A 25,135-nucleotide genomic window follows, 5' to 3' on the forward strand; every position below is an offset into this window, starting at 1 on the left:
CCGGGAAAATTTCTGTATTTCAGTTTCTTGCCCGCATCGGGAGATTGTTGTTTTTTGAAACACTTATACCGGGAAAGATATTGCAACCGGTTGGTCAGAACCACAGAAAAAGTGTATCAGAAACGTCGCAGTTTGTATCTTGATCCCGACAAGAACCGTGGTTTTATACGCACCCGGATCAGAAACAGACCGGCCCGCACATCTGTCATGATGCACGGGCCAGCAGAATGGCTATCGGGTCTGGTTGAAAAGCAGTCCTGCCGTCTGGTATCCCAGATCAGGCTGCCCCCAACATCGTGTTTTGCGGAAAGGCGACAAGATTATCCTTGCGCCAGTCTTCGATGACTTCCTCTGTGCCCGGCTCATCGGACAGGTCAGCCTTTTCGCCATCATCCGCAGCCGAGGCCACCGCACGATCAAGTGATGCCGTCAGTTCGGTCACATTGCGTTCAACCTCGTCCGCACGACGGTTCAGATCGAGGCTAAGCTTGCGGGTGACTTCGATATCGTTGGAAACCTCGACAATCGCCACACCGACATGGCGGACCGCATCGCCCGCGAGCGAGATGGCGCCGGTGATTTCCTCGGTCTCGCGGCGCTGGTGTTCGACGTCACCGGCGACCTCGTCAGAAATCGACATCATGGAACGAACTGTCACACCGACTTCCTCCATCGAGGCGACACAACGATCGGTTACAGCCCCCATCGCATTGACATGCTCGGTAATCTGTTCGGTTGCACGTTCGGTCTGACCGGCAAGGTTTTTGACCTCGGCAGCGACCACAGCAAAGCCCTTGCCGGCTTCGCCTGCACGCGCGGCCTCGATCGTGGCATTCAGGGCCAGAAGGTTGGTTTGACCGGCAATACCACGGATCAGATCGACAATCTGTTCGATGCTTTGAGCGACTTCGCGCAGATCATCAACCGCCTTGGCCGACTGTTCGGTCGAGCCGACGGCATTCTGGGCGATTTCGCGCTGATGTTCGACACGGTTGGCAATCGAACCGATGGCATCCGTCAGGCGGATGGCGGCATCGCTGATGGCATTTGAATGTGACTGGCTGTCATGGGCGGCACTGGTTGCGGCCTGTGTCTGGGTGGTGACACGTTCGGCGGCGGCGGCAACTTCGACCACAGCTTCACGCATGCGGGTAACCTGATGATTGACCGATTTGACAAGACCCGTGGTCTCGCCTTCGATGGTTTCGGCCATGGCTCCAAGGGATGCGCGGCGTTTTTCTTCCTCGATCCGCTGCAGGGTGATGCGTTCCTCGGCCATTTGTTCGATCTTCAGCGCATTTTCACGGAAGATCGCAACCGTGCGCGCCATCGCACCAAATTCGTCGCGGCGATCAGTATCGACCAGATCAATCTCGGTGTCATTTTCGCTCAGTCGCGTCATGTCACCATTCACCCGTCCGAGCGGACGCAGGATGCTCATGGCGATCCCCAATGCCAGGGCAAGGGCGACCACAACACCAATGGCGGCAACCAGAATATTGGTCAGTGCCGAGCTTTCAGATTCTGCATGTGCAGCATCCACCAGAAGGGTCTGGTTTTCCATGGCCTCGGCGCGGATATTCTGGGTGATGGTCTGGACTTCGCGGACGGCCGCCTTGAAGTCATCCATCGACTGACGGAAACCGCCAATCGATCCTTCAAGCTGGTTTGCCCCCTGTTTCAACAGATCATTGTCGCGCACGGCATAGGCAAACAGCTTTTTGTCATTACGCGACAATTTGCCAACCGCATTTTTGATTTCATCTTGCAGATCGGTCAGCGCAGATGTGTTGGAGCGCGCCTGATCAAGGGATTCCGGTGTGCGCAGGATTGAATATTGCAGGCTGTTGACGATGGCGGCCAGATTGGCCTCGCCCAGCTTGTCTGCATATTTGCTGGCGATCCCGGGATCGCGCTTGCCGATGAATTGTTCAAGCTTTGCGGCAGACTGGCCAAGCTGATTGGCACCAAGCAACATGGTATCGGATGCGGCGGTCAGGTTTTCCGCACGCAAGACAAGCGGTTCCAGAGTTGCGATATAATCGGCACTCAGGCTTTCGAGGGTATCGGCACGACCGGCATCACCCGATGCGCGCAGCGCCTCGACCAAGGTGGCACCGCTTTGCTCGGCCGATGCACGAATGGTTGCAATACCCTCGCGATCAAGCGGATCGACGGTTTGTGCAAACAACAGCACCTGATTTGAAAGACGTTCAAGCTTAAGCGCATAGTCATTGGCAAGCCCGACAAGGCCGGTACTTTTGGCGATGCGATCAGCATGCGCGCCAAAACCAAGCAGATAGGTCGAAGACAATGCGCTAAGCCCGACCAGCAGGACGACCAGCACAAAGAAGCCTGCGAAAATGCGCGAACCGATGCGAATTCGATCAAGAAACATGTAAGTTCCAAACAGAAAATGGGACGTTTGGCGCGATCCTTACAGCAGCGCAGGGCTCAGTTTTGTAACACTTAGATGAAATCCGCATTTGTCTAGATAAGCGTGACCGTTCCTTTTAATTTGCGCGCTCGAAACAACAACAATGACAGGATTAAATGTTCATATGAACATCACCCTATACATCTGTTGAGGATGATCTATGCCATCTGGAAAGCCGTCTTTTCCGCAATTTGCAGCCAGGCGCCGTCGAATCGTCTGTTTCTGTCACTTCTGACGTCACAGCTGTTGCAGCCATCGCGAAAATGTCACCATGACAATATTGTACAAGCCGGGTGCATTTTTGGCGCTATACTTGGGTTATGGGATCAGCATCGCCTCATAACACTGCGCCACGGCACCGAACATCTGCGGTCCGGCGCCCCCGCGAGATTGCCCGCCACTGGCGTGCAGCCGACGGAATTGATCTGTTTGAAGCCGATTACAAGAATTTCAGCTTTCCCAAGCACAGCCATGACTATTACGCGTTTGGCACCATCCTGAACGGCGCCGAACAATTCATGACGCGTGGCACCAATTATGTCGCCGCACGCGGACAGATTTTGATGATGAACCCGATGCAGGTTCATGACGGTCGTTCGGCATCCGATGATGGCTATCACTACCAGATCATGTTCATTGCGCCGGAAATCTTTGGCAATCTGGTCACCGAGCTGTCGCCCAACAGCACCGGCCTGCCATTCTTTGGCAATTGCGTGGTTGATGATCCGGCATTGCATCTGCAATTACAGCAGCTTCACCACATGTTCCGGCCCGATTGTGTGGCCTCTACCAGCTTGCTCGAACGCGACAGTACACTGCTTTACAGTGCGGCCCGTCTGGCGTTGCGCCATGCGGATGCCCCGCCCTTTATCTATCGTCCGGGGTCAGAGGACAAACGCGTGCAAGCCGTGATTGATTACATGGCGGCCCATCTGGACGAAAATATCGCGCTTGAAGATCTAGCGACGATTACCGGGCTTAGCCGGTTTCACTTGCTGCGCGTGTTTCGCGAGGCCACCGGTCTACCCCCGCATACCTATTTCAACCATATGCGGCTGCGCCGGGCCAAACGCATGCTGTTTGACGGGGCCAGTATTGCCGATGCGGCAGCCGCCACCGGCTTTGCCGATCAAAGCCACCTGCACCGGCATTTCAAAGCCATGTGGGGTGTCAGCCCCGGTGCCTTTATCGCAAGCCTTGATCACAAAGCCTGATCGAAACCAAGAAGACAGCCAGCCTGTCAGGAACAGATATTTCTCCCGCCCCGACAGGCCGGCAGCTCGTCCTATGCGGCCCCTTTGCGACGTTTAAGCGCGTCGGTCACCAGGCACAATTCTTCAAACAGTATCTGTGCGCCAACATGGGCAGTATTGGTTGTTGCGTCATATTGCGGAGCAACTTCGACGACATCCGCCCCCACAAAGTCCAGCCCCTTAAGCCCGCGCAAAATAGCCAGTGCCTCGCGCGAGGTCAGGCCACCGATTTCCGGCGTGCCGGTTCCCGGCGCAAAGGACGGATCAAGGCAATCAACATCAAAGGACAGATAGACCGGACCATCGCCAACCACTTCGCGGGCTTTGGCGATTACGGCTTCAACACCGATCTGCGGGACTTCTTCGGCATGAATAACGGTCATGCCGCTGTCATAGGAAAATTCCCACAGATATTCAGCACCCCCGCGAATGCCGATCTGAATGGTGCGTTCCGGATCCAGAACCCCGTCCATCACCGCTTGGCGGAACGGACCACCATGATGGAATTTGGCCCCTTCATATTCACCACTGGTATCGCAATGGGCATCAAGATGGATCATGCCGACCGGGCGATCCTTGCCAACCGCGCGCTGGATCGAATAGCTGATCGAGTGGTCCCCACCAACAGCAATCGGGATGACACCGGCATCAACGATTTTGGTGAAGTAGTCGACGATATCTTCGTGACAGCTTTCAAGCGAGAAGCGACTGCGGAACGGAACATCCCCGATATCGGCAACATTGCAATGGGCACCGGGCACCATGCGCAGGACATGTTCATAGGGGCCGATACGTTCAATATTGCGTACGGCGCGCGGTCCAAGGCGCGCCCCGGCCCGGTTGGTCACACCCAGATCCATCGGCACACCGACAAGGGCAACATCAAGGCCGTCAAAATTGGTTTTTGCAGCATCCGGCGCAAATGGTGCATCAAGGAATGTCGGCACCCCGGCAAAGGGCCATTTACGTTCACCACTTGATGAAAACTGTGTTTCAGCCACTTCCCTGAAATGCGGATCGAACATATCGCCGCCTTTGGCGTTGCCGTATTTTTCGCGCAGTTTTGCAAGCTTTTCACTATTCACGATGCTGGCCTCCTTGGACCCTTTTGGATATCGCTGATATCGGGGACGTCTGTGACGTTTCTGATTATTTGAACTATCGGGTTCAGGGTGCTGCATCTGTCCACATTGCAGGTGTGAAAGCAGGAAACTGCCCCAAACCCGGCCAATCCAGTCACAAATCTGCTGCCATGATACATGCAGGCCTGAAACCACCTGCACAGCAGATCAAATTGCGCGGGCTGGAAAAATCACGTAATGCTGAACTTTACTTTGGCATTTTCCAAAGTAAACAATACGGACCCCCGTGCCATGGCGATTGAACAAACCGATCTGAAGCTTTTGCGCATCTTTCTGACCATTGTCGAAGCTGGCGGATTTGCTGCGGCACAAAGCGATCTCAACCTGTCACTTTCCACGATTTCAAGTTATGTCACTGCCCTTGAGACAAGACTTGGATTTAGCCTGTGCAAACGCGGGCGCAGTGGATTTTCCCTTACCCGTGAAGGACAGGTCGTCTTTGAAGAAGCCCACCGCCTTTTTAAATCGGTCGCGCATTACGAGACCAAAATGCGGTCGCTTCGCGATAAGCTCAATGGCACATTGACCATCGGCCTGACCGACAACACCATCACCGATCCCGGCGCACGCCAGATCGAACGAACCATCGCGCGCTTTGTCCAAAAGGCCCCGGATGTAACATTGGATGTTGTCACCTATCCGCCCAATGATTTGCTGCGCGAAGTCGTGACCGGCGCCATTCAGGTCGGTATCTGTGCCTTTCCCAAAACGGTATTGGGGCTGAGCTACATTTCGCTTTATCCGGAAATGCACCGGTTTTATTGCGGGGTTGATCACCCGCTTTACACCCAGCCTGACAGCGAGATCGATATTGACGAAATCCGCCGGTTCCGGATTGTCGGACGGAAATTCTGGCTTGGTCGTGACCTTAAGGATTTCGCGATTGCCCGGCCCCATGCCATGGTTTCGGATATGGAAGCCGAAGCACGGCTGATCCTTTCGGGTGCCTTTTTGGGCTATTTGCCCGAACATTATGCCAAACAGTTTGTCGAGGCCGGTCGCATGCGCCCGATCCGTCCCGATCAGTTTTTTGTCGAGGCACTGTTTCAGGCAAGCTTTGATTCCAACAAGCAGCTTGATCCGGTCGCAGAGCTGTTTCTTGATCTTTTGATCGAGGATTTTGGCGCCAAACGCGACTAGGAAATCACCAATAGCAATATCGTCCAATACGCCCTATTTCCTGTGTCCCATATTGGAGCCTGTATGATCAGGCTCCTCGCCTACCACCAAAATTGCCGGTCGCCCCGAATGAACCGGCAAACAACCAACAGGAAACGTCGGAAATGTCACGCCCCGGACCTGCCCAAATCGGGCATTTCGACTCTGATACCATCAGACGCGGCGCACTTGCCTGTCTGCCGCTTTTGCCCAGCACCATCATCTTTGGTGCGGTGCTTGGTGTTCTTGCGTCCCAGCGCGGCTTGTCGCTGGGCGAACTTTTATTCATGAGCCTGACGGTCTTTGCCGGATCAGCGCAATTTGTATCGGTTGATCTGTGGCGCGAAACCATCCCGGCCGCGACCATCATCGTTGCCACGGCTGTGATCAATATGCGCTATATCCTGATTGGCGCATCGCTTCGCCCGGTTTTTAAAGGCCGTCCGCTTTGGGTCAAGATTTGCGGCATGCATATGGTTGCCGATGAAAACTGGGCCGTCTCAATGACCCAGGAAAATCTTGCCAATCCGGGATTTCTGCTCGGTGGCGGTATCTTCCTTGGTGTGGTCTGGGCGGCAGGCAACATGATCGGGTATCTTCTGGGCGGCGGCATTCCCGACCCGGAAGTCTATGCACTTGATTTCGCCTTCACCGCTGTTTTTGCGGCCCTGACCATTGGCATGTGGAAGGGCAAGGTTGACCTTCTGCCATGGGTGGCTGCCGCCATCGGATCGATCATCGGACATTACACCTTGCCCGGCACCTGGTCGATTTTGGCCGGTGCGGGTGCCGGTGTTGTCACCGCCGCCCTGACCTGGCGTCCGGATATGGATGACGACAGCCTTGAAGCCGAGATTGCGGTTGAAGGTCGCGATGCCTATGGCGCGCCAGAAGGTACTGGCACCACAGCTACGCTCAGCCCGGAGGCCGGCAAATGAACCAGTTCCCTGATCTGACAAGTTTCAGCCTTGAAGCCGTTCTGACCATCCTTGGCATGGCCGCCGTGACCTATGGCATGCGCCTTGGCGGGCTTTTGATGGCGGATCGTTTGCCACAACATGGTCGCTGGGCGCATGTGCTTGAACGTCTTCCCGGTGCGGTTCTGATTTCGGTCTGGGTGCCCAGTGCGCTGTCGGCAGGCGCCATCGGAATTGCCGGTGCGGCGGCAACAGTCGTTACCATGGCCCTTGCACGTAACCTGTTTGCCGCAATGGCAGTCGGGATGGTTCTGGTGGGACTTGGCCGATATTTCATCAGTTGATGGTCGTAGCCGTTACGCAGGCTGTTTGGCCAACCGGTTTAGCTTGAGGATAGAGAATATCTTTTCAAACAGCTGGTTGGCCCGTTTGCGCATGGTGCGATTTTCAAAGACGAAATACAGCATCATCGACAGAGCAAGCGTTCCGATCACAGCAATTGTAACGGCAAGTGCATCGCCAATTCCCGCATTGGTCGCCGCACGAATGATCAGCAGACCAATATTTTGATGAAGCAGATACCAGCTGTAAGAAATCAGACCAACCGGCCACAAGATGCTCAAAACCGGTAACCGTCGCGTTGCAATGACGATGATACCGACCAGCAACGTCACGGCGGCATATGGCACCACAACGTCATAAGCCCCGGTCGTAAAACTTGCGAGATACGCACAAACGGCAAGCAGGTAATAGGGGCGTTGTTGCGCACCTGAATTCTGCGTATGGGCAAAGAACAGCGCCGCCCCGATCAGGAACAGAATGATATGTTCCGGCCGGATAATCCGGTCGAAATGATCAATCCCGACCAAGCGCAATCCAAGTCCAAGCAAGAACAAGCCAACCATTCCGCCCAGAATGATCGATGGACGACGGCTGATGCAAAGCAGGAAGCCATAGATAAAGTAGAATTTGAGTTCGACGATCAGGCTCCAATAGACACCATCGACTGGTGGCATGGCGACAGCATTGAGAAAGAGCAGATTTCCCAAGGCCTGAAGAACGGTGACTTCCTTGCCAGGCAGACCGAAATAGCTGACCAGTGCAAAGGTCAGAAATACACCGGTGACATATGCCGGGTACAACCGCCCGAAACGCCGCCCCCAGAATGTCGCAAGTGATCCGGTCCGTTCGGCGGTCATGGCAATGCAATAGCCGCTGATCACAAAAAACAAATCAACGCCGAGCCAACCAAACTCGAACATCGGCGCGAATGACAATCCGGTATAGTCATTGGGCCAGCGACCCAGATAGTGGAATGCGACGACCATCAAAACAGCGATGGCGCGCAACCCGTCGATTGCCGCCATCCTGTTTTGGTGTGTCTGAACCGGCATGTTCATGCCTAGGCAGCGACCATATTCTGTTCGCGGGTGGCTTCGAATTTCAGGTTCGGCCAGTCGCGTTGCGTGGTTTCAAGATGCCAGGCGTTCCGCGCGATGAAGACAAGCGTCTGATCATGATCTTCAAAAAGGGCCGACTGGTTGGAATCGCGGAACTTTTTGATTTCAAGGGGATCATCACCGACGACCCAGCGCGCAGCATAGGCCGGGGTCTGTTCGAAATGCACCTTGATGCCATATTCGGCCGAGATGCGTTCTTTCAGAACTTCAAACTGAAGCTGACCGACCACGCCGACGATCCAGTCTGCGCCCATCATAGGCTTGAAGACCTGTGATGCGCCTTCTTCGGCAAGCTGTTCGAGTGCACGCTGAAGATGCTTGCCCTTGAGTGGATCATCAAGACGGACTTTCTGCAGCAATTCCGGGGCAAAGGCCGGAACACCGCGGAAGCGAAGATCTTCGCCCTCGGTCAGGGTATCGCCGATACGAAGCGTCCCGTGGTTTGGGATGCCGATAATGTCACCCGGCCAGGCTTCTTCCGCAATGTCACGTTCATTGGCAAAGAACAGCATCGGGTTATGCACCGCCATCTGTTTGCCTGCACGCACATGTTTAAGCTTCATGCCGCGCTTGAAATGACCGGAACACAGACGAATGAAGGCAATGCGGTCGCGATGGTTCGGGTCAATATTCGCCTGCACCTTGAACACAAAGCCCGCAACCTTTGGCTCGACCGCGTCAACCAGACGCGTTGCCGCTTCCTGCGGGCGCGGGGTCGGTGCGATTTCGCCAATTCCGCGCAACAGTTCACGCACGCCAAAGTTATTGACGGCCGAACCAAAGAAGACCGGCGTCAGATGCCCCTCGCGATAGCTTTGCAAATCAAATGGTGGGCAAATTTCGCGCACCATTTCGACTTCTTCGCGCAGCTTTTCCAGAAGGTAATCCGGGATCAGTTCATCAAGCTTGGGATCATCAAGACCTTTGATCGGAATGGCTTCCTTGACGACATTACCGCCTTTTTCCATGAACAGAAGCTGATCATTGACCAGATCGTAACAGCCATGGAAATCACGGCCCGAGCCAATCGGCCAGGTCACCGGCGACACATCAAGTGCCAGATCCTGTTCGATCTGATCAATCAGTTCGAACGAATCACGGGCTTCACGGTCAAGCTTGTTTACAAAGGTCGTGATCGGCACGTCACGCAGACGGCAGACCTCAAACAGCTTGCGCGTCTGGGCCTCGATGCCCTTCGCACCGTCAATCACCATGACGGCAGAATCAACTGCGGTCAGAACGCGATAGGTATCTTCGGAAAAGTCTTCGTGGCCCGGCGTATCAAGCAGGTTGAAGATGTTTTTTTCAAACTCGAAGGTCATCACAGCCGAAGACACGGAAATACCGCGATCCTGTTCGATCTTCATGAAGTCCGAACGTGCGCCACGCTGTTCCTTTTTCGCCTTCACCGCACCGGCCATCTGAATGGCCCCCCCGAACAGCAACAGCTTTTCGGTCAGGGTGGTTTTACCCGCATCCGGATGGGCAATGATGGCGAAGGTACGGCGACGCGATACCTGCTGGTCAATCATCGACATGGTTATCAACTTTAATCCGATATGAAATCTTGGCGCGCAATGTAGCGATTTTTACCGCTATTGCCACCGTGAATTCGTCATATCGGGCATGTATTGCCATGTTCAGGCCAGCCAAACCTGCGAAACAACCCCGATTGCAAACGATCCAGCCAGCGCATATGCCAGATAAAGGGCGAAAACCGGCTTCTTGACCAGCGCAAAGACCGCAATCGCCGCCGGGATCGACGAAACCCCGCCCGCCACCAGAAACGCCATTGCGGCCCCTGATTGCATACCCTGTGAAATCAGGCCCTGCATCACCGGAAGGGCGGCATAACCATTCAAATAGGCCGGAACACCAACAAGGGTTGCAATGGCAATCGGCCCGACACCTTCGCCACCAAGCAAACCGCTGACGCTTTCTGCCGGGATATAGGCAACCATCATGCTTTCAAGCAAAAAGGCAAAGGCCATCCATTTCCCCAGAAAGATTACATTGGCGATGGCCGATTTGCGGAACTTCATCACCCGTTCGCCATCCTGCCAGAATTTCCAGACGACATCCTTGGGGGCACGGACCTTCGCCCCGCCGCATCCGCCATTCCCGACCCCGTCGCGCAAGGGATCAGACAGGAAACCGCGTCCGACCAGCCACATGGTGACAAAGCCCCCCATCAGACCAAGGAAAATGGCAGAAACCAGCTTGATCACCGCAAAGTCGGTGCCCAATGTACCAGCGGTCAGAACGAACATCGCCGGGTCGATCACAGGCGACGCCAGCCAGAACGCCATAACCGGAGCAAGCGGAACCCCCATGGCCAACAGGGCAGCGATCAGCGGGATCACACCGCACGAACAGAATGGCGACAAAGCCCCGAAGGCCGCGGCGGTAAAGACCATCCGCACCGGATGCCCGGCAAAGGCGCGCGAAATCAGGTTATCCGCCCCGCTTGCCGTCGCATAGGCGGCGATCCCGATGGACAGCAGCAAATAGGGCGCGGTCCCGATAAAGGCATCAAGGGTAAAGGTGATACTGGGCACAAGCCGGGCGGGATCAAACAAATAGACCGCCAGCAATATGGCCAAGGCCGCCAACAGAACCCGGTCAATTTGACGGGCCGATACACCAATACGGCGAAGTTGCATGGTCAGGGCAGTCATATCTATATCCCTAGAAAATTGGTTATATTATCGCAAATGAAAGACCCGCGTCTGCAAGCCCCTGAATTACTGCTGGTTTATTCCGCCTCGGCGGCAGATGTCAGAACGGAAAGATCAACACCACTGCAACATTCATCAGCAATGAAGCCGACAATATTTTGCATCACATCAAAATCGGCGCGGTTGCGGGTTTCGCGGCCCTGCTTTTCCTGTGTCACCAGACCGGCCTGAACCAGCGTGCCCAGATGATGGGCCAGGGTAGATGCCGGAAGTCCGAGCAAACGACCGATTTCGCCAATATTCAATCCATCCCGCCCGGCCTTGACCAGTTGACGATAGATTTTCAGTCGGGCTTCATGACCCAGTGCGGCAAAGGCAGGTGCGATGTCTTTTTCTTTCATGCATTCATTATAACTATGCTTCTAGTTATTTAAAGATATTTTCCAGCATTCCTTAATGCACTGTATATATTGAATAATCCCCATACCTGTCTGTCGAGGACGGCGGATGACACAGAATTGTCACTTGTCTTTTCCCAGATATGTCGATATTTCCCGACATATGGACACAAATAACGCAATTACCGCGCTTGCCGCCTTGGCACAGGAACACAGACTGGCTGCTTTTCGACTGCTTGCCACGACCGGAGACACCGGCATGGCCGCAGGTGAACTGGCGCGCCAGATCGGTATCCCGCACAACACAATGTCTTCACACCTGGCGACATTGAGCAATGCCGGGCTGATCAGGGCGACACGTGACGGACGATCAATGATTTACCGGATCGTGCCCGAAGAAATGCGCGATCTGCTTGGGTTTCTGACAGATGACTGCTGTCAGGGGCGACCTGAACTGTGTGGGCTTTCTCCTGCGACCAAGGGCGATTGCTGTTAATCCAACCTGTCTTTGCAAAGGACGGAAACATGTCTGGCGGTACCTATAATGTGCTTTTCCTGTGCCGGGCCAATTCGGCACGCAGCATTCTGGCCGAAGCCATCCTGAAGAAGGAAGGGTACGACCACTTCTTTGGCTATAGCGCCGGATCCTATCCGCGTGGCGAGGTCCATCCCTATGCAAAGGAACTGCTGGCAAGTCTTGGCCATGACACGGATGCCTTTTCCTCCAAGGCGATGGAGGTCTATTCCGAACAGGACATCATCAAGTTTGATTTCGTGTTCACGGTCTGTGACGCCACCGCCAATGAGGATTGCCCGATCTTTCCGGGATCGCCGATGACGGCCCATTGGGGCGTGCCCGACCCGGCCGACGCCACCGGCAGCGAAGCCGAAAAACGTCTGGCCTTTGCCGATACCTATCGCATGCTGCGCAACCGGATTTCGGTCTTTACCAGCCTGCCATTCAAATCACTGGACCGGATGTCCTTGCAGCAGGAAATCGATAAAATTGGCCAGATATCAGATCATGAGGACGCATGAACAGCGCATCAGAGAAAAGCACCATGGGATTATTTGAACGCTATCTGACGGTCTGGGTCGCGGCCAGCATCGTTGTGGGCATTATTCTGGGCCAGCTTTTGCCAGATCAGTTTCAAGCGATTGGTAATCTGACCGCCTATGAGATCAACCTTCCTGTCACGATCCTGATCTGGTTGATGATCGTGCCGATGTTGATGAAGGTTGATTTCGGCGCCCTGCACGAAGTCCGCCAGCAATGGCGCGGCATTGGTGTGACGCTTGGCGTGAACTGGCTGATCAAGCCGTTCACCATGGCCGCTCTTGGCTGGTTGTTCATCGGGTTTCTGTTCCGCCCGCTTTTGCCCGAAGCCCAGATTGAAAGCTATATCGCCGGATTGATCTTGCTTGGTGCAGCACCCTGTACGGCAATGGTGTTTGTCTGGTCGCATCTGACCAAGGGGGATGCCAACTTCACCCTGACGCAGGTGGCATTGAATGACACGATCATGATCTTTGCCTTTGCCCCGATTGTTGCACTTTTGCTGGGCATCTCGGCGATTACCATTCCGTGGGAAACACTTACGATATCGGTCATCGCCTTTATCGTAATCCCTGTGATTTTCGGGCAGGCAATTCGCCGTCATCTGATGAAGGGCGGGATTGATCACTTCAACGCCTTTGATGCAAAGCTCAAACCGCTTTCGATGATTGCGCTGCTCAGCACGCTGGTCCTGCTGTTTGCCTTTCAGGGCCAGCAGATCATTGCACAGCCGATGATCATTGCCCTTCTGGCCGTGCCGATCATTTTGCAGACCTATTTCATTGCCGCAATCGCCTATGTCGCCAACAAGTTTCTGGGTGTTGAACACAGGATCGCCGCCCCGTCTGCGATGATTGGTGCATCGAACTTCTTTGAACTTGCTGTTGCCACCGCCATCGGACTTTTCGGGTTTTCATCGGGTGCCGCCCTTGCGACCGTGGTTGGTGTTCTGGTCGAGGTGCCGGTGATGCTGTCACTTGTCGCAATTGCCAACCGGTCGCGTGGCTGGTTCGCCCCGGCCAACCAGACCCCGAACATGTAACGGGCCATCAACAGCCTTGGAAATTTCAGGATAGTGATATGACCAGAAAAATTCGCGTTGGCATTAACGGTTTCGGGCGCATGGGACGGCTGGTTCTGCGTGCCGGATGGGGACACCCGAACCTTGATTTCGTTCATATTAATGAAATCAAGGGCGGCGCCAAAACAGCAGCCCATCTTCTGGAGTTTGATTCCGTTCACGGGCGCTGGACCAACCGGGTCGATTGTATCGATGATCAGGTGGTGATTGATCAGACCCACAGAATTTCATTTAGCGACAATCCGACACCGGGTGATACCGACTGGGCCGGAATGGGCTGCGACATCGTTCTGGAATGCAGCGGCAAGTTCAAAACACCCGAAACACTTCAGCCCTATTTTGATCAGGGAGTGAAGAAGGTGATTGTCGCCGCCCCGGTCAAGGAAGGCGCACTTAATATCGTCTATGGGATCAATGATGATCTTTATGATCCGGCGACCCATCATCTTTTGACGGCGGCAAGCTGCACGACCAACTGTCTGGCACCCGTCGTCAAGGTCATGCATGAAAAGCTTGGCATCGTGCATGGATCGATTACCACCATTCATGATGTGACCAACACCCAGACCATTGTCGATTTGCCACATAATGACCTGCGCCGGGCGCGCTCATGCCTGCAATCGCTGATCCCGACCAGCACCGGTTCAGCCACCGCAATCACCATGATCTATCCGGAGCTTGCGGGCAAACTGAACGGGATTGCCGTGCGTGTGCCGCTTTTGAACGCATCGCTGACCGATTGCGTGTTCGAGGTTGCGCGCGATACCGATGTTGAAACCGTCAATCGCCTTATGCGCGAGGCATCTGAAACCTATCTGGCCGGGATCCTTGGTTACGAGGAACGCCCGCTGGTCAGTGTTGATTACCTGAACGATTCCCGCTCATCGATCATTGATGCCGGATCAACCATGGTGATCGACAAACGGCAGGTCAAAATACTGGCCTGGTATGACAATGAGTGGGGATATGTCTGCCGGATGGCTGATCTCGCTGCCAAAGTCGCACAAGGCCTGTAAGGGGACAATTGATGTCGGCTGCAATCCGCAATTACGCGCTGGTGACCGGGGCCTATTGGGGCTTTACCCTGACCGACGGGGCGCTTCGGATGCTTGTCCTGCTGCATTTCCATGCGCTGGGCTATTCCGCGTTCGAGATCGCGCTTTTATTCATTCTTTATGAAGTCGCCGGGGTCGTTACCAATCTGGTCGGCGGTTGGGTAGCACAGGCACGCGGATTGCGCTTTACGCTTTATTGCGGTCTGGTTCTTCAGATCGCATCGCTTGTAGCCCTGTCGCTGACCAGTCCGGACTGGCTTCCGGCGGTTTCGGTCGCCTATGTCATGGGGCTTCAGGCCGCATCAGGTGTCGCCAAGGACCTGACAAAGATGTCGAGCAAATCGGCAATCAAGGTTCTGGTGCCTGCCAATGCCGAGGGGGCACTTTTCAAATGGGTTGCGCTTCTGACCGGATCGAAAAATGCCCTTAAGGGTGTCGGTTTTTTCATGGGTGGCGCCCTTTTATCCGGGCTTGGCTTTTCCGGTGCATTACTTGCCATGGCCGGTGGCCTTGCCATTACACTGATCGCGGTTGCGCTTTCGCTTGGCGATGCGATGGCAGGTCCGGCAGGCAAGATAAAGCCCAAATTCCGCGATGTTTTTTCCCGCGACCGCAAGATCAATGTCCTGTCAGCGGCACGGCTGTTCCTGTTCGGGTCACGCGATATCTGGTTTGTGGTCGGCCTTCCGGTCTTTCTGGCAGCCGAACTTGGCTGGAGCCACATCGAAGTCGGCAGTTACATGGCGCTTTGGGTTATCGGATATGGCTTCATTCAGGCCATCGCCCCAAAGATGCTGCGCGCGCAATCCCATGAACCCGATGGCAGAACCGCCCGGTTCTGGATTGCCGCCCTGATCGCGGTGACAACCGCAATTGCCGCCGCCATCGTTCAGGACTTCGCCCCGGAACTTGCCGTTCTTGGCGGCTTGCTGGTGTTCGGGATTGTCTTTGCGGTCAATTCGTCACTGCATTCCTATCTGATCCTTGCCTATGCCGAGGGGGACAAGGTCGCGATGAATGTCGGCTTCTATTATATGTCCAACGCCATCGGACGCCTGAGCGGCACCATTCTTTCGGGTATTGCCTATTACTATGGCGGACTGGTCGGGTGCCTTGTGACATCGATTGCGTTTTTGACCATCAGCTGGATCATCAGCGCGGCTCTTCCGACCAGAATGACCGCCACACCGCAGAGTTGAACAAAAAGTTCCTTCGCATATGCGGGATAAATATATGAAAAGACTCATTTTCCAGATTCACGAAAATTTAATCGCGCAAAAAATCGTGACAAGACACTGCATATAGGGGTACGATTCCAATTAACGGTCAATCACTGGACCGCAGGAGGAGTTCCCGAGTGCCGCGAAAAAGCGTCTTACAACGAGAATTTTCGCCCCCCGGATCGCACATGCAACATGCTGTGACCGGCGGAAACTCCTACCGCCACTTCCATCGCAAGATGAAAATTGAATGCGCGCCTTTCCATGACGGAATGGCGCGTTTTGCTTTTTTGGCACATTTGATGAGGTGATCGTCATGGGTAAGCGCGCAGCACGCCGTCGTAACCGTCCGCAACAGTCCGACAACAATGTCCATGAACTGTTCGATGAAAAGAACGCTGACTGGCACCCGCTTCAGGGGGAAGCCGCAGAACCGAAAGGACAACGCGATCAAAGCTACCGCCGCAACATCCGCCCGAAAAGTGAAAACCAGGCCGCACTGATGGAGGCCATTGATGCCTTCAACCTTGTTCTTGCCCTTGGCCCGGCCGGAACAGGTAAAACCTATATCGCAGTCTCCAAAGCTGTCGAAGCCCTTGATAAAGGCGATATCGGCCGCATCGTTCTGGCCCGCCCGGCTGTTGAAGCAGGTGAAAATATCGGCTTCCTGCCCGGTGACGTCGAAGCCAAGATGGCCCCGTATCTTCGCCCGCTTTATGACGCACTTAATGATCGCCTCGGAACCAAACGTCTGCGCACCTATCTTTCCGATGGCACCATCGAAATTGCACCAATCGGATATATGCGCGGCCGTACGCTTAACAATGCCTTCGTCGTCATCGACGAAGCCCAGAACTGCACATACGGACAGCTCAAGATGCTGGTCACGCGTCTTGGCTGGAATTCAACCATGATCCTGACCGGTGATCCCGATCAGACCGACCTTCTGCCGGAAATGTCGGGTCTTTCGGAAATGTCCGAACGACTTGAAAATGTTGAAGATGTCGCCTGCGTCCAGTTGCGTGACAAAGACATTGTTCGCCATCCGCTGGTTGCAAGCATGCTTACGGTTCTCTGAGTTCCGACACAGCAAACCAAAGAAGAAAAGGCGGGCCCGAAAGGGTCCGCCACTTTTTTGCGCCAGTGAAACTGCTATCGCCAACAAGGCAAACTCTTTGGCGCGTCCTAGCGCCCCATCGCGGCAATCTCGCCGCCCGAATTGGAAACGGGTATGTCATGCTGACCGGCACGCTTGGCGCGCCCGGTATGCCAGAATTCCGGATCCTCGGTATAGCCGCTGAATTCATCAAGATGGATGTCTTCGGGCGGCTCCGGGTGGATGGTGATATCAAGGTCAGGATATTCGGAACGGATGCTGTCCATCACCTGATGACAAATGGTGTGGGCTTCGCGCATCAACATGCCGCCATCCATGATCAGTTCGATCTCGGCAAAGCGATGCACACCTGATGAACGGGTCCGCAGACGATGAATGCCAATCACCGATGCATTTTTCATGGTCAGTTCAATGATGCGTTGGCTGTCGGAATCGGGCAATTCGGCATCCATCAGGACCTTGACCGAATTCCGCCCGACCTTGATCGCAGCATAAAGCAGGAAACTTGCCACCAGCGCGCCAATCGCCGGATCGGCCCAGGCAAAGCCCGATACTCCGGCAAAAAGTGCAATAATGACCGCAAGGTTTGCCAATATATCACTGCTGTAATGCATGGAATCGGCATCGACCGCGACGGAGCCCGACATACGGACAGCCTTGCGCTGCAACAGCACCAGACCGACGGTCATCACCAGTGAAACCGCCATGATCCACATGCCTTCAACGGCAAAGGAAATCGGTTTTGGCGCGCTCAGACGCGAAGCGGCTTCGGCCAGAACCAGAACAGCCGCCCCGATCATGAAGGCAGACTGGAAAAGGCCGGCAAGCGGTTCGGCCTTGCCATGCCCGAAACGATGGTCATGATCGGCAGGACGCCATGCAGAACGTACGGCCATGAAGTTGATCACAGACGTACCAACATCAAGCATACTATCAATCATGGACGAAAGGAGGCTTACTGAGTCGGTCAGGAACCAGCCAACAGCCTTGATCAGGATCAGAGTCGCAGCAATGACAATGGAAGCCGTCGTCGCGCGACGCGCCCAGGTTTCCTTCTGCGCTATGTCAATGACAGGACATTGACTCATACGTTGTTGACCTCTGGCCTACCAATCTGCCACCTGACAGCGGTTTTATAGCCTGTTTGAGCATAATATGTAATGACTATTGCCACATTTTTGCCCTGCGTTGTGCAGCAAATAGCGCATATTTGATATTCCGCAAGGTTTCAAAGCCTGTTTTCAGAGATTATATCTCGCAATCGGGCGCATGAGAGAGAACCTAATGATTGTAGAAATCGGACATTACGCATTGATCTTGTCACTGGTCATCGGACTTGCTCAGGCGACCTTGCCATTTTTGGCCGCCTCGCGCCGGGACCCTGTGCTTCTTGCGGTTGCGCCACGTTTGGCCATCACCTGTTTTGCTTTGGTCGCCACAAGTTTTCTGGCGCTGACCTATGCCTATGTCGCATCCGATTTCTCGGTTCTCAATGTGCTGTCAAACAGCCACACATCCAAGCCGATGATCTACAAGATCACCGGTGTCTGGGCCAATCACGAAGGGTCCATGCTGCTTTGGGTGCTGATCCTGACCCTGTTTGGCGGGGCGGTTGCCGCCTTTGGACGGAATCTTCCGCCGCCGCTTCTGGCGCGTGTGATTGGTGTCATGGGACTGATCGGGGTTGGCTTTATCCTGTTCATCGTTCTGACATCCAACCCGTTTGAACGGGTGATCAACCCGCCCCTTGATGGCGAGGGAATGAACCCGTTGCTTCAGGATCCGGGCATCGCCATTCATCCGCCCTTCCTGTATCTGGGCTATGTCGGCTTTTCGGTTGCCTTTGCCTTTGCGGTCGCTGCCCTGATTGAAGGCCGGGTTGATCCGGCATGGGCACGCTGGGTACGTCCATGGACGCTGGCGGCGTGGGTCTTTTTGACTGCGGGGATCGGGCTGGGTTCCTGGTGGGCCTATTATGAACTCGGCTGGGGCGGCTGGTGGTTCTGGGATCCGGTTGAAAACGCATCCTTCATGCCCTGGCTTGCGGGCACAGCGTTGCTGCATTCGGCCATCGTGGTTGAAAAGCGTGATGCGCTGAAAAGCTGGACCATCTTCCTGGCCATCCTTGCCTTTTCCTTCTCGCTTTTGGGAACCTTCCTTGTGCGGTCGGGCGCGCTGACATCTGTGCATGCCTTTGCCACCGATCCGACCCGCGGGGTCTTTATCCTGTTCCTGTTGTTCATTACGGTTGGCGGGTCGCTTTGCCTTTATGCATGGCGTGCACCCAGCCTTAAGGGCGGCGGATTGTTCCAGCCGATTTCGCGCGAAGGCGCGCTTGTTTTCAACAATGTGCTTCTGTCGATTGCCGCAGCCATGGTGTTGCTCGGAACGCTTTATCCGCTGTTGCTTGAAACCCTGAATGGCGAAAAGATTTCTGTTGGTGCACCATTCTTTAATTCGACCTTTGTGCCGATCATGACCCCGGTCATCATTGCCATGGCCTTTGGTCCGTTGATGCCGTGGAAACGCGCCGACCTTCTGGGCGTTTTCAACAAGCTCAAAATCGCATTGGCTGCCACAGTGGTCATCGTCCTGATTACGATGTGGCTGTCAGGCGGTCCGGCCTTTGCCCTGTTCGGGATGGGGCTTGCAGCATGGCTGTTTGTCGGATCAATCCTTGAATGGGCCGGACGGATCAAGCTCATGCGTGAGCCGCTTGGTGTCAGTTTGCGCCGGATGCGCAATCTTCCGCGCTCGGCGCATGGTACGATGCTGGCCCATGCCGGTGTTGCCATTGTGGTTGCCGGGATTACCGGGTCACAGGCGTGGACAAACGAAGCCGTTCAGTCCCTTGCCGTGGGTGAAAGTGCGCATGTCGCAGACCATACCTTTACCCTTTCTGATATCCGTGAATATCAGGGACCAAACTTTGTTGCCCGTCAGGCAACCGTCACAATTACCACCCCGGGCGAACGCACCCTTGTCCTGACACCGGAAAAACGTGTCTATACGGTCGAAGGGATGCCCACCACGGAGGCAGGCATTCATTCAAGTTTCACCGGCGATATCTATGCCGTGATTGGTGATCAGGATGAAAGCGGCAAATGGATCACGCGTTTCTATGTCAAACCGATGATCCCCTGGATGTGGGCAGGTGGACTTATCATGGTGTTTGGTGGTCTGATGTCACTGTCTGACCGACGCTACCGGATTGGCGCCCCCACCCGTTCCCCCAAAGCAGCGGCCAAGGCCGTTCCTGCAGAATAAGCGATACGACAGGAAACCTTATGACCATCTGGATTGTTCTTGCCGCCATTACGCTTCTTGTTGCGGGTTTTGTTCTCTGGCCTGTCTTGCGACAGCACCAATCAGCAACCGGGGCTTCTGGTTCCGAAGAAACCGGCAACATCGAGCTTGATCACGACCTTGCAGTCTATCGCGATCAGCTGGCCGAGATTGACCGCGATATCGAACGCGGTGTTTTAAGTACCGAACAGGCCAATGCTGCGCGCATCGAAGTACAGCGCCGCATCCTCAATGCGGATCAGCGCATCAAGACCAGAACCGAAAATGTAACGTCGGGACTGGTCGGGTCACCAATCCGGATTGTTTCCGTCATTGCCATTCTGGTGTTCCTGACCGGCGGTTTGGGAATTTATCTTGATCTTGGTCGGCCTGACCTGCCTGATCGCCCGATTGCCAGTCGTGCCGATGAAATCGACGCCATTCGTCATGCACAGGCAACCAACAGCGAACGCACCGATGTCCTGAACCGCGCGGTCAGCGACCTTTCGCAGAAGCTGATCAATGATCCGAAAAACCTTAAAGGCTGGGAACTTCTGGGGGCCAGCCTGATGGCGCTTGGGCGCCCGGTTGAAGCCCAGACCGCCTTCCTTGAAACCGTCAAGCTTTCGGATCGGGATGGCGATTATCTTGCCATGTATGCCGAAAGCCTGATCCGCGGGGACAATGGCCAGATCAATGCCACAGCACGTGGTGTTCTGAAAGAAGCTGACACCACCGATAGCCGGGACCCGCGCATCGGATATTATCTGGGCCTTGCCGATGCACAGGATGGCAACATCGCCCTTGCCGTTGATCGCTGGATTGAACTGGTCAATGCTGCACCTGGCGATGCCAACTGGGTTCCGATGGTGGTTGAGCGCATCAATGATGCAGCCCTCGCGCAGGGTATTGATATCGAGGGCCGTCTGAAAGTTGCCACAGCCCCGCAAATGGCTGGTCCCAGTCAGGACGACGTGGCAGCTGCCCAGGAAATGACCCCCGAAGATCGGCAGGAAATGATTAACGGGATGGTTGACCGTCTTGCCGAACGCCTCGAAAGCGAACCAAATGACCCGGATGGCTGGGCGCGTCTGATGCAGGCCTATATGGTTCTGGGCAAGACAGACGAAGCACAAACCACCTATCAGAAGGCTGCCGAATTCTTTGCCGACCAGCCTGAAATGGTTTTACGGTTTGATACTCTTGCCAGGGAAATCGGAATCGCAACCAACTAGTCGCCAGGCGGGACCAGACAACAGTCTTGCTTGTTGAAGATCCCTGCACATATCCTGTTGCACGGCAAATCTCCTGTGATGGCTGCGTCAAAATGATGCAGCCATTGCCATATCCGGACTTTATCGCGAACCGTTTGCACGTAAAAACCCGGAATCACCCCCCTTTTTGCATGAAAATTTTCTACCATTTACCCTTTCACCACCCCTTATGAGACATTATGTTTCATACGTAAGGATAATGATTTCTACTTTAATACGGCCTTATTGCATTGATTTTCGTGCCAAAGTATGAGAACCAGTCTTAAGGGTAGCTAAATTAGAAAAATGCTATTCGTTAATATGGGGTGTTAGCGGTGGTTGGGGAACCACTTCTATATTTTCTTATTATAATTCAAGCGTCTCACAAAGCAGGGAACAGGGACAGGGTATAAGATAAATGCCCACCCGATTGGATAATGGGTGCAATGTCGGCTCACGCAAATGGCATAACGAATAATCTGTTGTTGATTGAAGACAATCCGGGTGACGCACGCCTTGTGCGCGAAGCATTGCGGGAATTCAAACGCCCCGTCGAGCTTCACCACGTCAAGGATGCCATGTCAGCATTACAGTTCCTTCAACAGGATGGTCCATATCGCAACGCGCCACGACCGCGTCTGATCCTTCTGGATCTGAACATGCCGCGCAAGGATGGCCGCGAAATGCTGCGCGATATTCGCAACGATCCCAATTCGGCTTCAATCCCGGTTATCGTCCTGACTACTTCGGGGGCGGATCACGATGTCGATCTTTGCTATGCCGCCGGGGCAAACTGTTATTTGCGCAAGCCCGTGGATGTGACAGAATTCATCGACCTGATGAAAATGATCGAATCCTTCTGGCTGGGGTTGGCACTTACCCCGACGCCGTAACCCACCTGCCCGCGAGACTGCCGTGTCCCGCCTGACATCACCCTCTTTCCAAATCCGGCTTTATGCTGCGGGATTGTATTTCGCGCTCCGTCAATTGCGACGCCCGGGCAGTGGCATTGGTGCGTTATTTGGCACCCTGATCTTCGCAATCACCACGCTGTCGCTGACAGTCAATCTGACCCATTCGGTACGCGATGCAATGCGTCAGTCTGCCCAGCAGACCATTGGTGGCGATATTTCACTGCGTCTGTTTCATCGCCCACCAACCGATCAGGAAAAAGTCTTTCTGACAAAGTTTGGCACAGTTGCCATCACGGCCGAACAGCGCGTCATGATCCGGTCTTCGTTACAATCACCCGCTATTCTTTCGGAATTAAAGGCCATTGACCGGTCATATCCGCTTTATGGTGACCTTCTGCTATCCCCCGGCATCACAGCACAGAACGCGCTGGAAATCCGAGACGGAGTCGGCGGCGCGATTGTTGATCCGGGCTTTCTGGAACAGTCCGGCCTGGCACTGAATGATGAAATCACTATCGGTGATCAGACCTATCAGATCCGCGCGACCTTGCTGGCAGAACCCGAACGCAAGTTTCGTCTTTTTTCGCTGGGGCCGCGTGTTCTGGTGTCTCTTGATGCCTATGGGTTAAACGAACTTCTGTCATCGGATAAACAGATTTACTGGTATAGCCGCCTGAAACGGGCGCCCGACAGCAGCATGTCGAATGCCCGGGTCATTACCGACATCGAAGAGCAGTTTCCCGACAGCGGCTGGCGTATTGTGAATGCCGATGACGGTATTCCCGGCATTGAGCGTATTGGCGATTTTGCCTCTGCCTTTGCCAGCCTGATCGGAATTGCGATTTTTGCCATCACAATGACGGCAATCGGCAATGCCCTGCGCGCGGACCTGAGCGCGCGCAGCAGTGAATTTGCCCTGATGCGCGCCGTTGGTGTCAGGCCCTCTCAGCTGATTTTTACCATCGGCTGCATGGTGGGGCTTGTCACCCTTGCCGCCGTGATCGCGGCATTTGCTCTTAGCCATGTCATCACCATCGCCCTTGCCCCGATGGTCGCAACCCGGTTCGGAATTGTCATTGCACCGGGCCCCGGCAATGCACTCCTGATCTTTGGTTTTGTGGTCTGTTTTGTCACCCTGATCGCACTTGGGCCGATCCGCAAGGCATGTCAGGTCAATGCCGCATCGCTGTTTCGCGACCAGTCCTCGCAATCTGCGCCCCCCTTTGCGATATCGGGTCCGCTTCGTTCGCCGCACCTCCTTTTGGCGGCATTGCTGATACTTGCGACAACCGGCTTTGCGGTTCGGCTGATTGATCTTGGATGGTTTTCCGTTCTGTTGATCGCGGTACTTGGTTTGTGTCTGGCATGTTTTGTCGGATTGGGCTGGCTGGTGCGCAAAGGGTCCTCCATATTGGCCCGTGGAACCAATGGTTCGGCGGCATGGCGACTTGCCTTGCGCAATATTGCCCGCCCGTCGGCGCCGACCATCACCATTGCCGCATCTTTCGGACTGGCTGTCACATGCCTGCTTGCGGTGGTCCTGTTTGGAACCATTGCCGGTCATCACCTTAAATCCGTTTTACCAAGTCAAACACCCGATCTGGTATTCTTTGATCTGCCGCCAGAGCAAAGCGATGCTTTCCGCGCCGTCGCATCCGGTGATCCGGCAATTTCATCCCTTGCCCGGATGCCATTCCTGCACGGCCGGGTTACCCGTATTAACGGACGTCCGGTCAGTCTGTCCGAGATACCCAGACGCTACCACTGGTTCATACGCGGTGATCGCGGGTTGTCCTGGACCAATGCGCCAACATCATCGATAGCGCAAAGCCGGCTAATCGCCGGGGACTGGTGGACGCGCGATAGTGTGAATGAAAGACTGGCATCGCTTGATGCCGACATCGCCGCTGCCCTTGGCATTACCATCGGCGATCAGATTACGGTAAATATCCTGGGCGAACCGATCACAGTCAAAATCGCCAATCTGCGCAAGATTGACTGGACCCGGCTTGCGCTTGATTTTCCGATTGTCCTGTCCCCCATGGACCCGCCACCCCCGTATGGTGTGATCGCGACCCTGAGCCTGCATGAACCCGACCTGGTGGCCCACCAAACGGTCACAAAGGTCGCAGACCGGTTGCAGGGTCACTTCCCCCATGTTCCGATGATCCGGGTGGCAGGGGTCCTTGAACGATTATCCGGAATGTTTGATCAGGTGCGCGCCATCCTGATTGCCCAGACCGTGCTTGCCACTCTTGGTGCCGTGCTGGTGATTGTGACCGGCCTGATCGCCTTGCGCCAGCACGCGGCGGGGGAACTTGCGATGTTACGCGCCCTTGGTATCCAGCCCCGACAGATCATCCAGACCGGCGCACTTGAAACCGGCATCGTGGTAACGGTCAGCGGGATGCTTGGCATCGTCATGGGAACCGGCATTGCACTTGCCGCAAGCTTTGCGATTGGCTCGATCAATATCAGTCAGGTTGCGCCGCTTTTCACGTCAACGGGACTGTTTGCACTTGGCGTGATTGCGCTGTTTGGTTTTGGCGGCGGCTGGATTTTGCAAATGGCATCCTTGCGGTCCCAACCCGGCTGGCGCGGATAATCTCCAGATCAAACAGGAAAACCCCGGCACAATGGCGGCAGAATCCGGTTGCCCCCAATCCGTCCGCCGCGCGAGCAGACAACAAAAAAGGCCGCCCCGAAGGAC

Annotated in this window: 21 protein-coding genes; 14 read left to right on the forward strand and 7 right to left on the reverse strand. The window is 54.8% G+C overall.

The window, feature by feature from the left end:
* Window positions 1-277: 277 nt before the first annotated feature.
* A complete protein-coding gene (locus WA318_RS17365) occupies window positions 278-2,398 on the reverse strand; it encodes a methyl-accepting chemotaxis protein (protein WP_336083162.1) in 2,121 nt (706 codons plus the stop codon).
* 359 nt (window positions 2,399-2,757) lie between these two features.
* Between WA318_RS17365 and WA318_RS17370 the strand changes: the two genes are divergently transcribed.
* On the forward strand, window positions 2,758-3,651 hold the full coding sequence (locus WA318_RS17370; RefSeq protein WP_336083164.1) for an AraC family transcriptional regulator: 894 nt from the start codon (window positions 2,758-2,760) through the stop codon (window positions 3,649-3,651).
* A gap of 71 nt (window positions 3,652-3,722) precedes the next feature.
* Here WA318_RS17370 and speB read toward each other — a convergent pair whose 3' ends face one another.
* Complete coding sequence (speB, locus tag WA318_RS17375) at window positions 3,723-4,775, reverse strand: agmatinase (protein WP_114097042.1); 1,053 nt, start codon at window positions 4,773-4,775, stop codon at window positions 3,723-3,725.
* 288 nt (window positions 4,776-5,063) lie between these two features.
* On the opposite strand from speB, the gene WA318_RS17380 reads away from it, so the two are divergent.
* The 3 genes from WA318_RS17380 to WA318_RS17390 all read left to right on the forward strand — a co-directional run bounded on the left by WA318_RS17380 (window position 5,064) and on the right by WA318_RS17390 (window position 7,251).
* The gene (locus WA318_RS17380; RefSeq protein WP_336083166.1) at window positions 5,064-5,972 is read left to right on the forward strand and encodes a LysR family transcriptional regulator; all 909 of its coding nucleotides are present in this window, start codon (window positions 5,064-5,066) and stop codon (window positions 5,970-5,972) included.
* Window positions 5,973-6,115: 143 nt separating this feature from the next.
* On the forward strand, window positions 6,116-6,928 hold the full coding sequence (locus tag WA318_RS17385; protein ID WP_114097199.1) for an AzlC family ABC transporter permease: 813 nt from the start codon (window positions 6,116-6,118) through the stop codon (window positions 6,926-6,928).
* Window positions 6,925-7,251 (forward strand): AzlD family protein, encoded by a 327-nt coding sequence (locus tag WA318_RS17390; RefSeq protein WP_336083168.1) that lies wholly within the window; start codon window positions 6,925-6,927, stop codon window positions 7,249-7,251. The genes WA318_RS17385 and WA318_RS17390 overlap by 4 nt, the downstream gene beginning before the upstream one ends.
* 12 nt (window positions 7,252-7,263) lie before the next feature.
* Here WA318_RS17390 and WA318_RS17395 read toward each other — a convergent pair whose 3' ends face one another.
* The 4 genes from WA318_RS17395 to WA318_RS17410 all read right to left on the reverse strand — a co-directional run bounded on the left by WA318_RS17395 (window position 7,264) and on the right by WA318_RS17410 (window position 11,446).
* Complete coding sequence (locus WA318_RS17395; RefSeq protein WP_336083170.1) at window positions 7,264-8,301, reverse strand: acyltransferase family protein; 1,038 nt, start codon at window positions 8,299-8,301, stop codon at window positions 7,264-7,266.
* Window positions 8,302-8,309: 8 nt separating this feature from the next.
* A complete protein-coding gene (locus tag WA318_RS17400) occupies window positions 8,310-9,905 on the reverse strand; it encodes a peptide chain release factor 3 (protein WP_114097037.1) in 1,596 nt (531 codons plus the stop codon).
* Window positions 9,906-10,007: 102 nt separating this feature from the next.
* Window positions 10,008-11,045 carry a permease gene (locus WA318_RS17405; RefSeq protein WP_336083173.1) on the reverse strand — a complete coding sequence of 346 codons (1,038 nt, stop codon included), beginning with the start codon at window positions 11,043-11,045 and terminating at the stop codon, window positions 10,008-10,010.
* A 77-nt stretch (window positions 11,046-11,122) separates the two neighbouring features.
* Window positions 11,123-11,446: an ArsR/SmtB family transcription factor gene (locus tag WA318_RS17410; RefSeq protein WP_114097035.1), complete on the reverse strand. Its 324-nt coding sequence runs from the start codon at window positions 11,444-11,446 to the stop codon at window positions 11,123-11,125.
* Between the two features lie 160 nt (window positions 11,447-11,606).
* On the opposite strand from WA318_RS17410, the gene WA318_RS17415 reads away from it, so the two are divergent.
* The 6 genes from WA318_RS17415 to WA318_RS17440 all read left to right on the forward strand — a co-directional run bounded on the left by WA318_RS17415 (window position 11,607) and on the right by WA318_RS17440 (window position 16,934).
* Window positions 11,607-11,939, forward strand: coding sequence for an ArsR/SmtB family transcription factor (locus tag WA318_RS17415; RefSeq protein WP_114097034.1), 333 nt, complete (start codon window positions 11,607-11,609; stop codon window positions 11,937-11,939).
* Between the two features lie 29 nt (window positions 11,940-11,968).
* Window positions 11,969-12,481, forward strand: a complete 513-nt coding sequence (locus WA318_RS17420; protein ID WP_336083178.1) for an arsenate reductase ArsC — start codon at window positions 11,969-11,971, stop codon at window positions 12,479-12,481.
* 23 nt (window positions 12,482-12,504) lie between these two features.
* On the forward strand, window positions 12,505-13,542 hold the full coding sequence (arsB, locus tag WA318_RS17425) for an ACR3 family arsenite efflux transporter (RefSeq protein WP_114097198.1): 1,038 nt from the start codon (window positions 12,505-12,507) through the stop codon (window positions 13,540-13,542).
* Between the two features lie 38 nt (window positions 13,543-13,580).
* Complete coding sequence (locus WA318_RS17430) at window positions 13,581-14,597, forward strand: ArsJ-associated glyceraldehyde-3-phosphate dehydrogenase (protein ID WP_336083179.1); 1,017 nt, start codon at window positions 13,581-13,583, stop codon at window positions 14,595-14,597.
* A gap of 11 nt (window positions 14,598-14,608) precedes the next feature.
* Window positions 14,609-15,835 carry an organoarsenical effux MFS transporter ArsJ gene (gene arsJ / locus WA318_RS17435; RefSeq protein WP_336083180.1) on the forward strand — a complete coding sequence of 409 codons (1,227 nt, stop codon included), beginning with the start codon at window positions 14,609-14,611 and terminating at the stop codon, window positions 15,833-15,835.
* A gap of 337 nt (window positions 15,836-16,172) precedes the next feature.
* Window positions 16,173-16,934 (forward strand): PhoH family protein, encoded by a 762-nt coding sequence (locus tag WA318_RS17440; protein ID WP_114097030.1) that lies wholly within the window; start codon window positions 16,173-16,175, stop codon window positions 16,932-16,934.
* A gap of 107 nt (window positions 16,935-17,041) precedes the next feature.
* On the opposite strand, the gene WA318_RS17445 is transcribed toward WA318_RS17440, so the two are convergent.
* On the reverse strand, window positions 17,042-18,061 hold the full coding sequence (locus WA318_RS17445) for a cation diffusion facilitator family transporter (RefSeq protein WP_114097029.1): 1,020 nt from the start codon (window positions 18,059-18,061) through the stop codon (window positions 17,042-17,044).
* Window positions 18,062-18,257: 196 nt separating this feature from the next.
* Here WA318_RS17445 and WA318_RS17450 point away from each other — a divergent pair, with 196 nt between their 5' ends.
* The 4 genes from WA318_RS17450 (at window position 18,258) to WA318_RS17465 (ending at window position 25,030) form a co-directional block, all read left to right on the forward strand.
* On the forward strand, window positions 18,258-20,240 hold the full coding sequence (locus WA318_RS17450) for a heme lyase CcmF/NrfE family subunit (RefSeq protein ID WP_336083182.1): 1,983 nt from the start codon (window positions 18,258-18,260) through the stop codon (window positions 20,238-20,240).
* A 20-nt stretch (window positions 20,241-20,260) separates the two neighbouring features.
* Window positions 20,261-21,493, forward strand: a complete 1,233-nt coding sequence (ccmI, locus tag WA318_RS17455) for a c-type cytochrome biogenesis protein CcmI (protein WP_336083184.1) — start codon at window positions 20,261-20,263, stop codon at window positions 21,491-21,493.
* 464 nt (window positions 21,494-21,957) lie between these two features.
* Window positions 21,958-22,404, forward strand: a complete 447-nt coding sequence (locus WA318_RS17460; RefSeq protein WP_114097197.1) for a response regulator — start codon at window positions 21,958-21,960, stop codon at window positions 22,402-22,404.
* Window positions 22,405-22,426: 22 nt separating this feature from the next.
* The gene (locus WA318_RS17465) at window positions 22,427-25,030 is read left to right on the forward strand and encodes an ABC transporter permease (protein ID WP_336083187.1); all 2,604 of its coding nucleotides are present in this window, start codon (window positions 22,427-22,429) and stop codon (window positions 25,028-25,030) included.
* The last annotated feature ends 105 nt before the right edge of the window (window positions 25,031-25,135 follow it).

This window comes from Thalassospira sp. CH_XMU1448-2 (assembly GCF_037027285.1).
Lineage (GTDB): Bacteria > Pseudomonadota > Alphaproteobacteria > Rhodospirillales > Thalassospiraceae > Thalassospira > Thalassospira profundimaris_C.

Coding starts and splice junctions, on each gene's coding strand:
- WA318_RS17365 (WP_336083162.1), bottom strand. CDS start 2,398: ATGTTTCTTGATCGAATTCGCATCGGTTCGCGCATTTTCGCAGGCTTC.
- WA318_RS17370 (WP_336083164.1), top strand. CDS start 2,758: ATGGGATCAGCATCGCCTCATAACACTGCGCCACGGCACCGAACATCT.
- WA318_RS17380 (WP_336083166.1), top strand. CDS start 5,064: ATGGCGATTGAACAAACCGATCTGAAGCTTTTGCGCATCTTTCTGACC.
- WA318_RS17385 (WP_114097199.1), top strand. CDS start 6,116: ATGTCACGCCCCGGACCTGCCCAAATCGGGCATTTCGACTCTGATACC.
- WA318_RS17390 (WP_336083168.1), top strand. CDS start 6,925: ATGAACCAGTTCCCTGATCTGACAAGTTTCAGCCTTGAAGCCGTTCTG.
- WA318_RS17395 (WP_336083170.1), bottom strand. CDS start 8,301: ATGCCGGTTCAGACACACCAAAACAGGATGGCGGCAATCGACGGGTTG.
- WA318_RS17400 (WP_114097037.1), bottom strand. CDS start 9,905: ATGTCGATGATTGACCAGCAGGTATCGCGTCGCCGTACCTTCGCCATC.
- WA318_RS17405 (WP_336083173.1), bottom strand. CDS start 11,045: ATGACTGCCCTGACCATGCAACTTCGCCGTATTGGTGTATCGGCCCGT.
- WA318_RS17410 (WP_114097035.1), bottom strand. CDS start 11,446: ATGAAAGAAAAAGACATCGCACCTGCCTTTGCCGCACTGGGTCATGAA.
- WA318_RS17415 (WP_114097034.1), top strand. CDS start 11,607: ATGGACACAAATAACGCAATTACCGCGCTTGCCGCCTTGGCACAGGAA.
- WA318_RS17420 (WP_336083178.1), top strand. CDS start 11,969: ATGTCTGGCGGTACCTATAATGTGCTTTTCCTGTGCCGGGCCAATTCG.
- arsB (WP_114097198.1), top strand. CDS start 12,505: ATGGGATTATTTGAACGCTATCTGACGGTCTGGGTCGCGGCCAGCATC.
- WA318_RS17430 (WP_336083179.1), top strand. CDS start 13,581: ATGACCAGAAAAATTCGCGTTGGCATTAACGGTTTCGGGCGCATGGGA.
- arsJ (WP_336083180.1), top strand. CDS start 14,609: ATGTCGGCTGCAATCCGCAATTACGCGCTGGTGACCGGGGCCTATTGG.
- WA318_RS17440 (WP_114097030.1), top strand. CDS start 16,173: ATGGGTAAGCGCGCAGCACGCCGTCGTAACCGTCCGCAACAGTCCGAC.
- WA318_RS17445 (WP_114097029.1), bottom strand. CDS start 18,061: ATGAGTCAATGTCCTGTCATTGACATAGCGCAGAAGGAAACCTGGGCG.
- WA318_RS17450 (WP_336083182.1), top strand. CDS start 18,258: ATGATTGTAGAAATCGGACATTACGCATTGATCTTGTCACTGGTCATC.
- ccmI (WP_336083184.1), top strand. CDS start 20,261: ATGACCATCTGGATTGTTCTTGCCGCCATTACGCTTCTTGTTGCGGGT.
- WA318_RS17460 (WP_114097197.1), top strand. CDS start 21,958: ATGTCGGCTCACGCAAATGGCATAACGAATAATCTGTTGTTGATTGAA.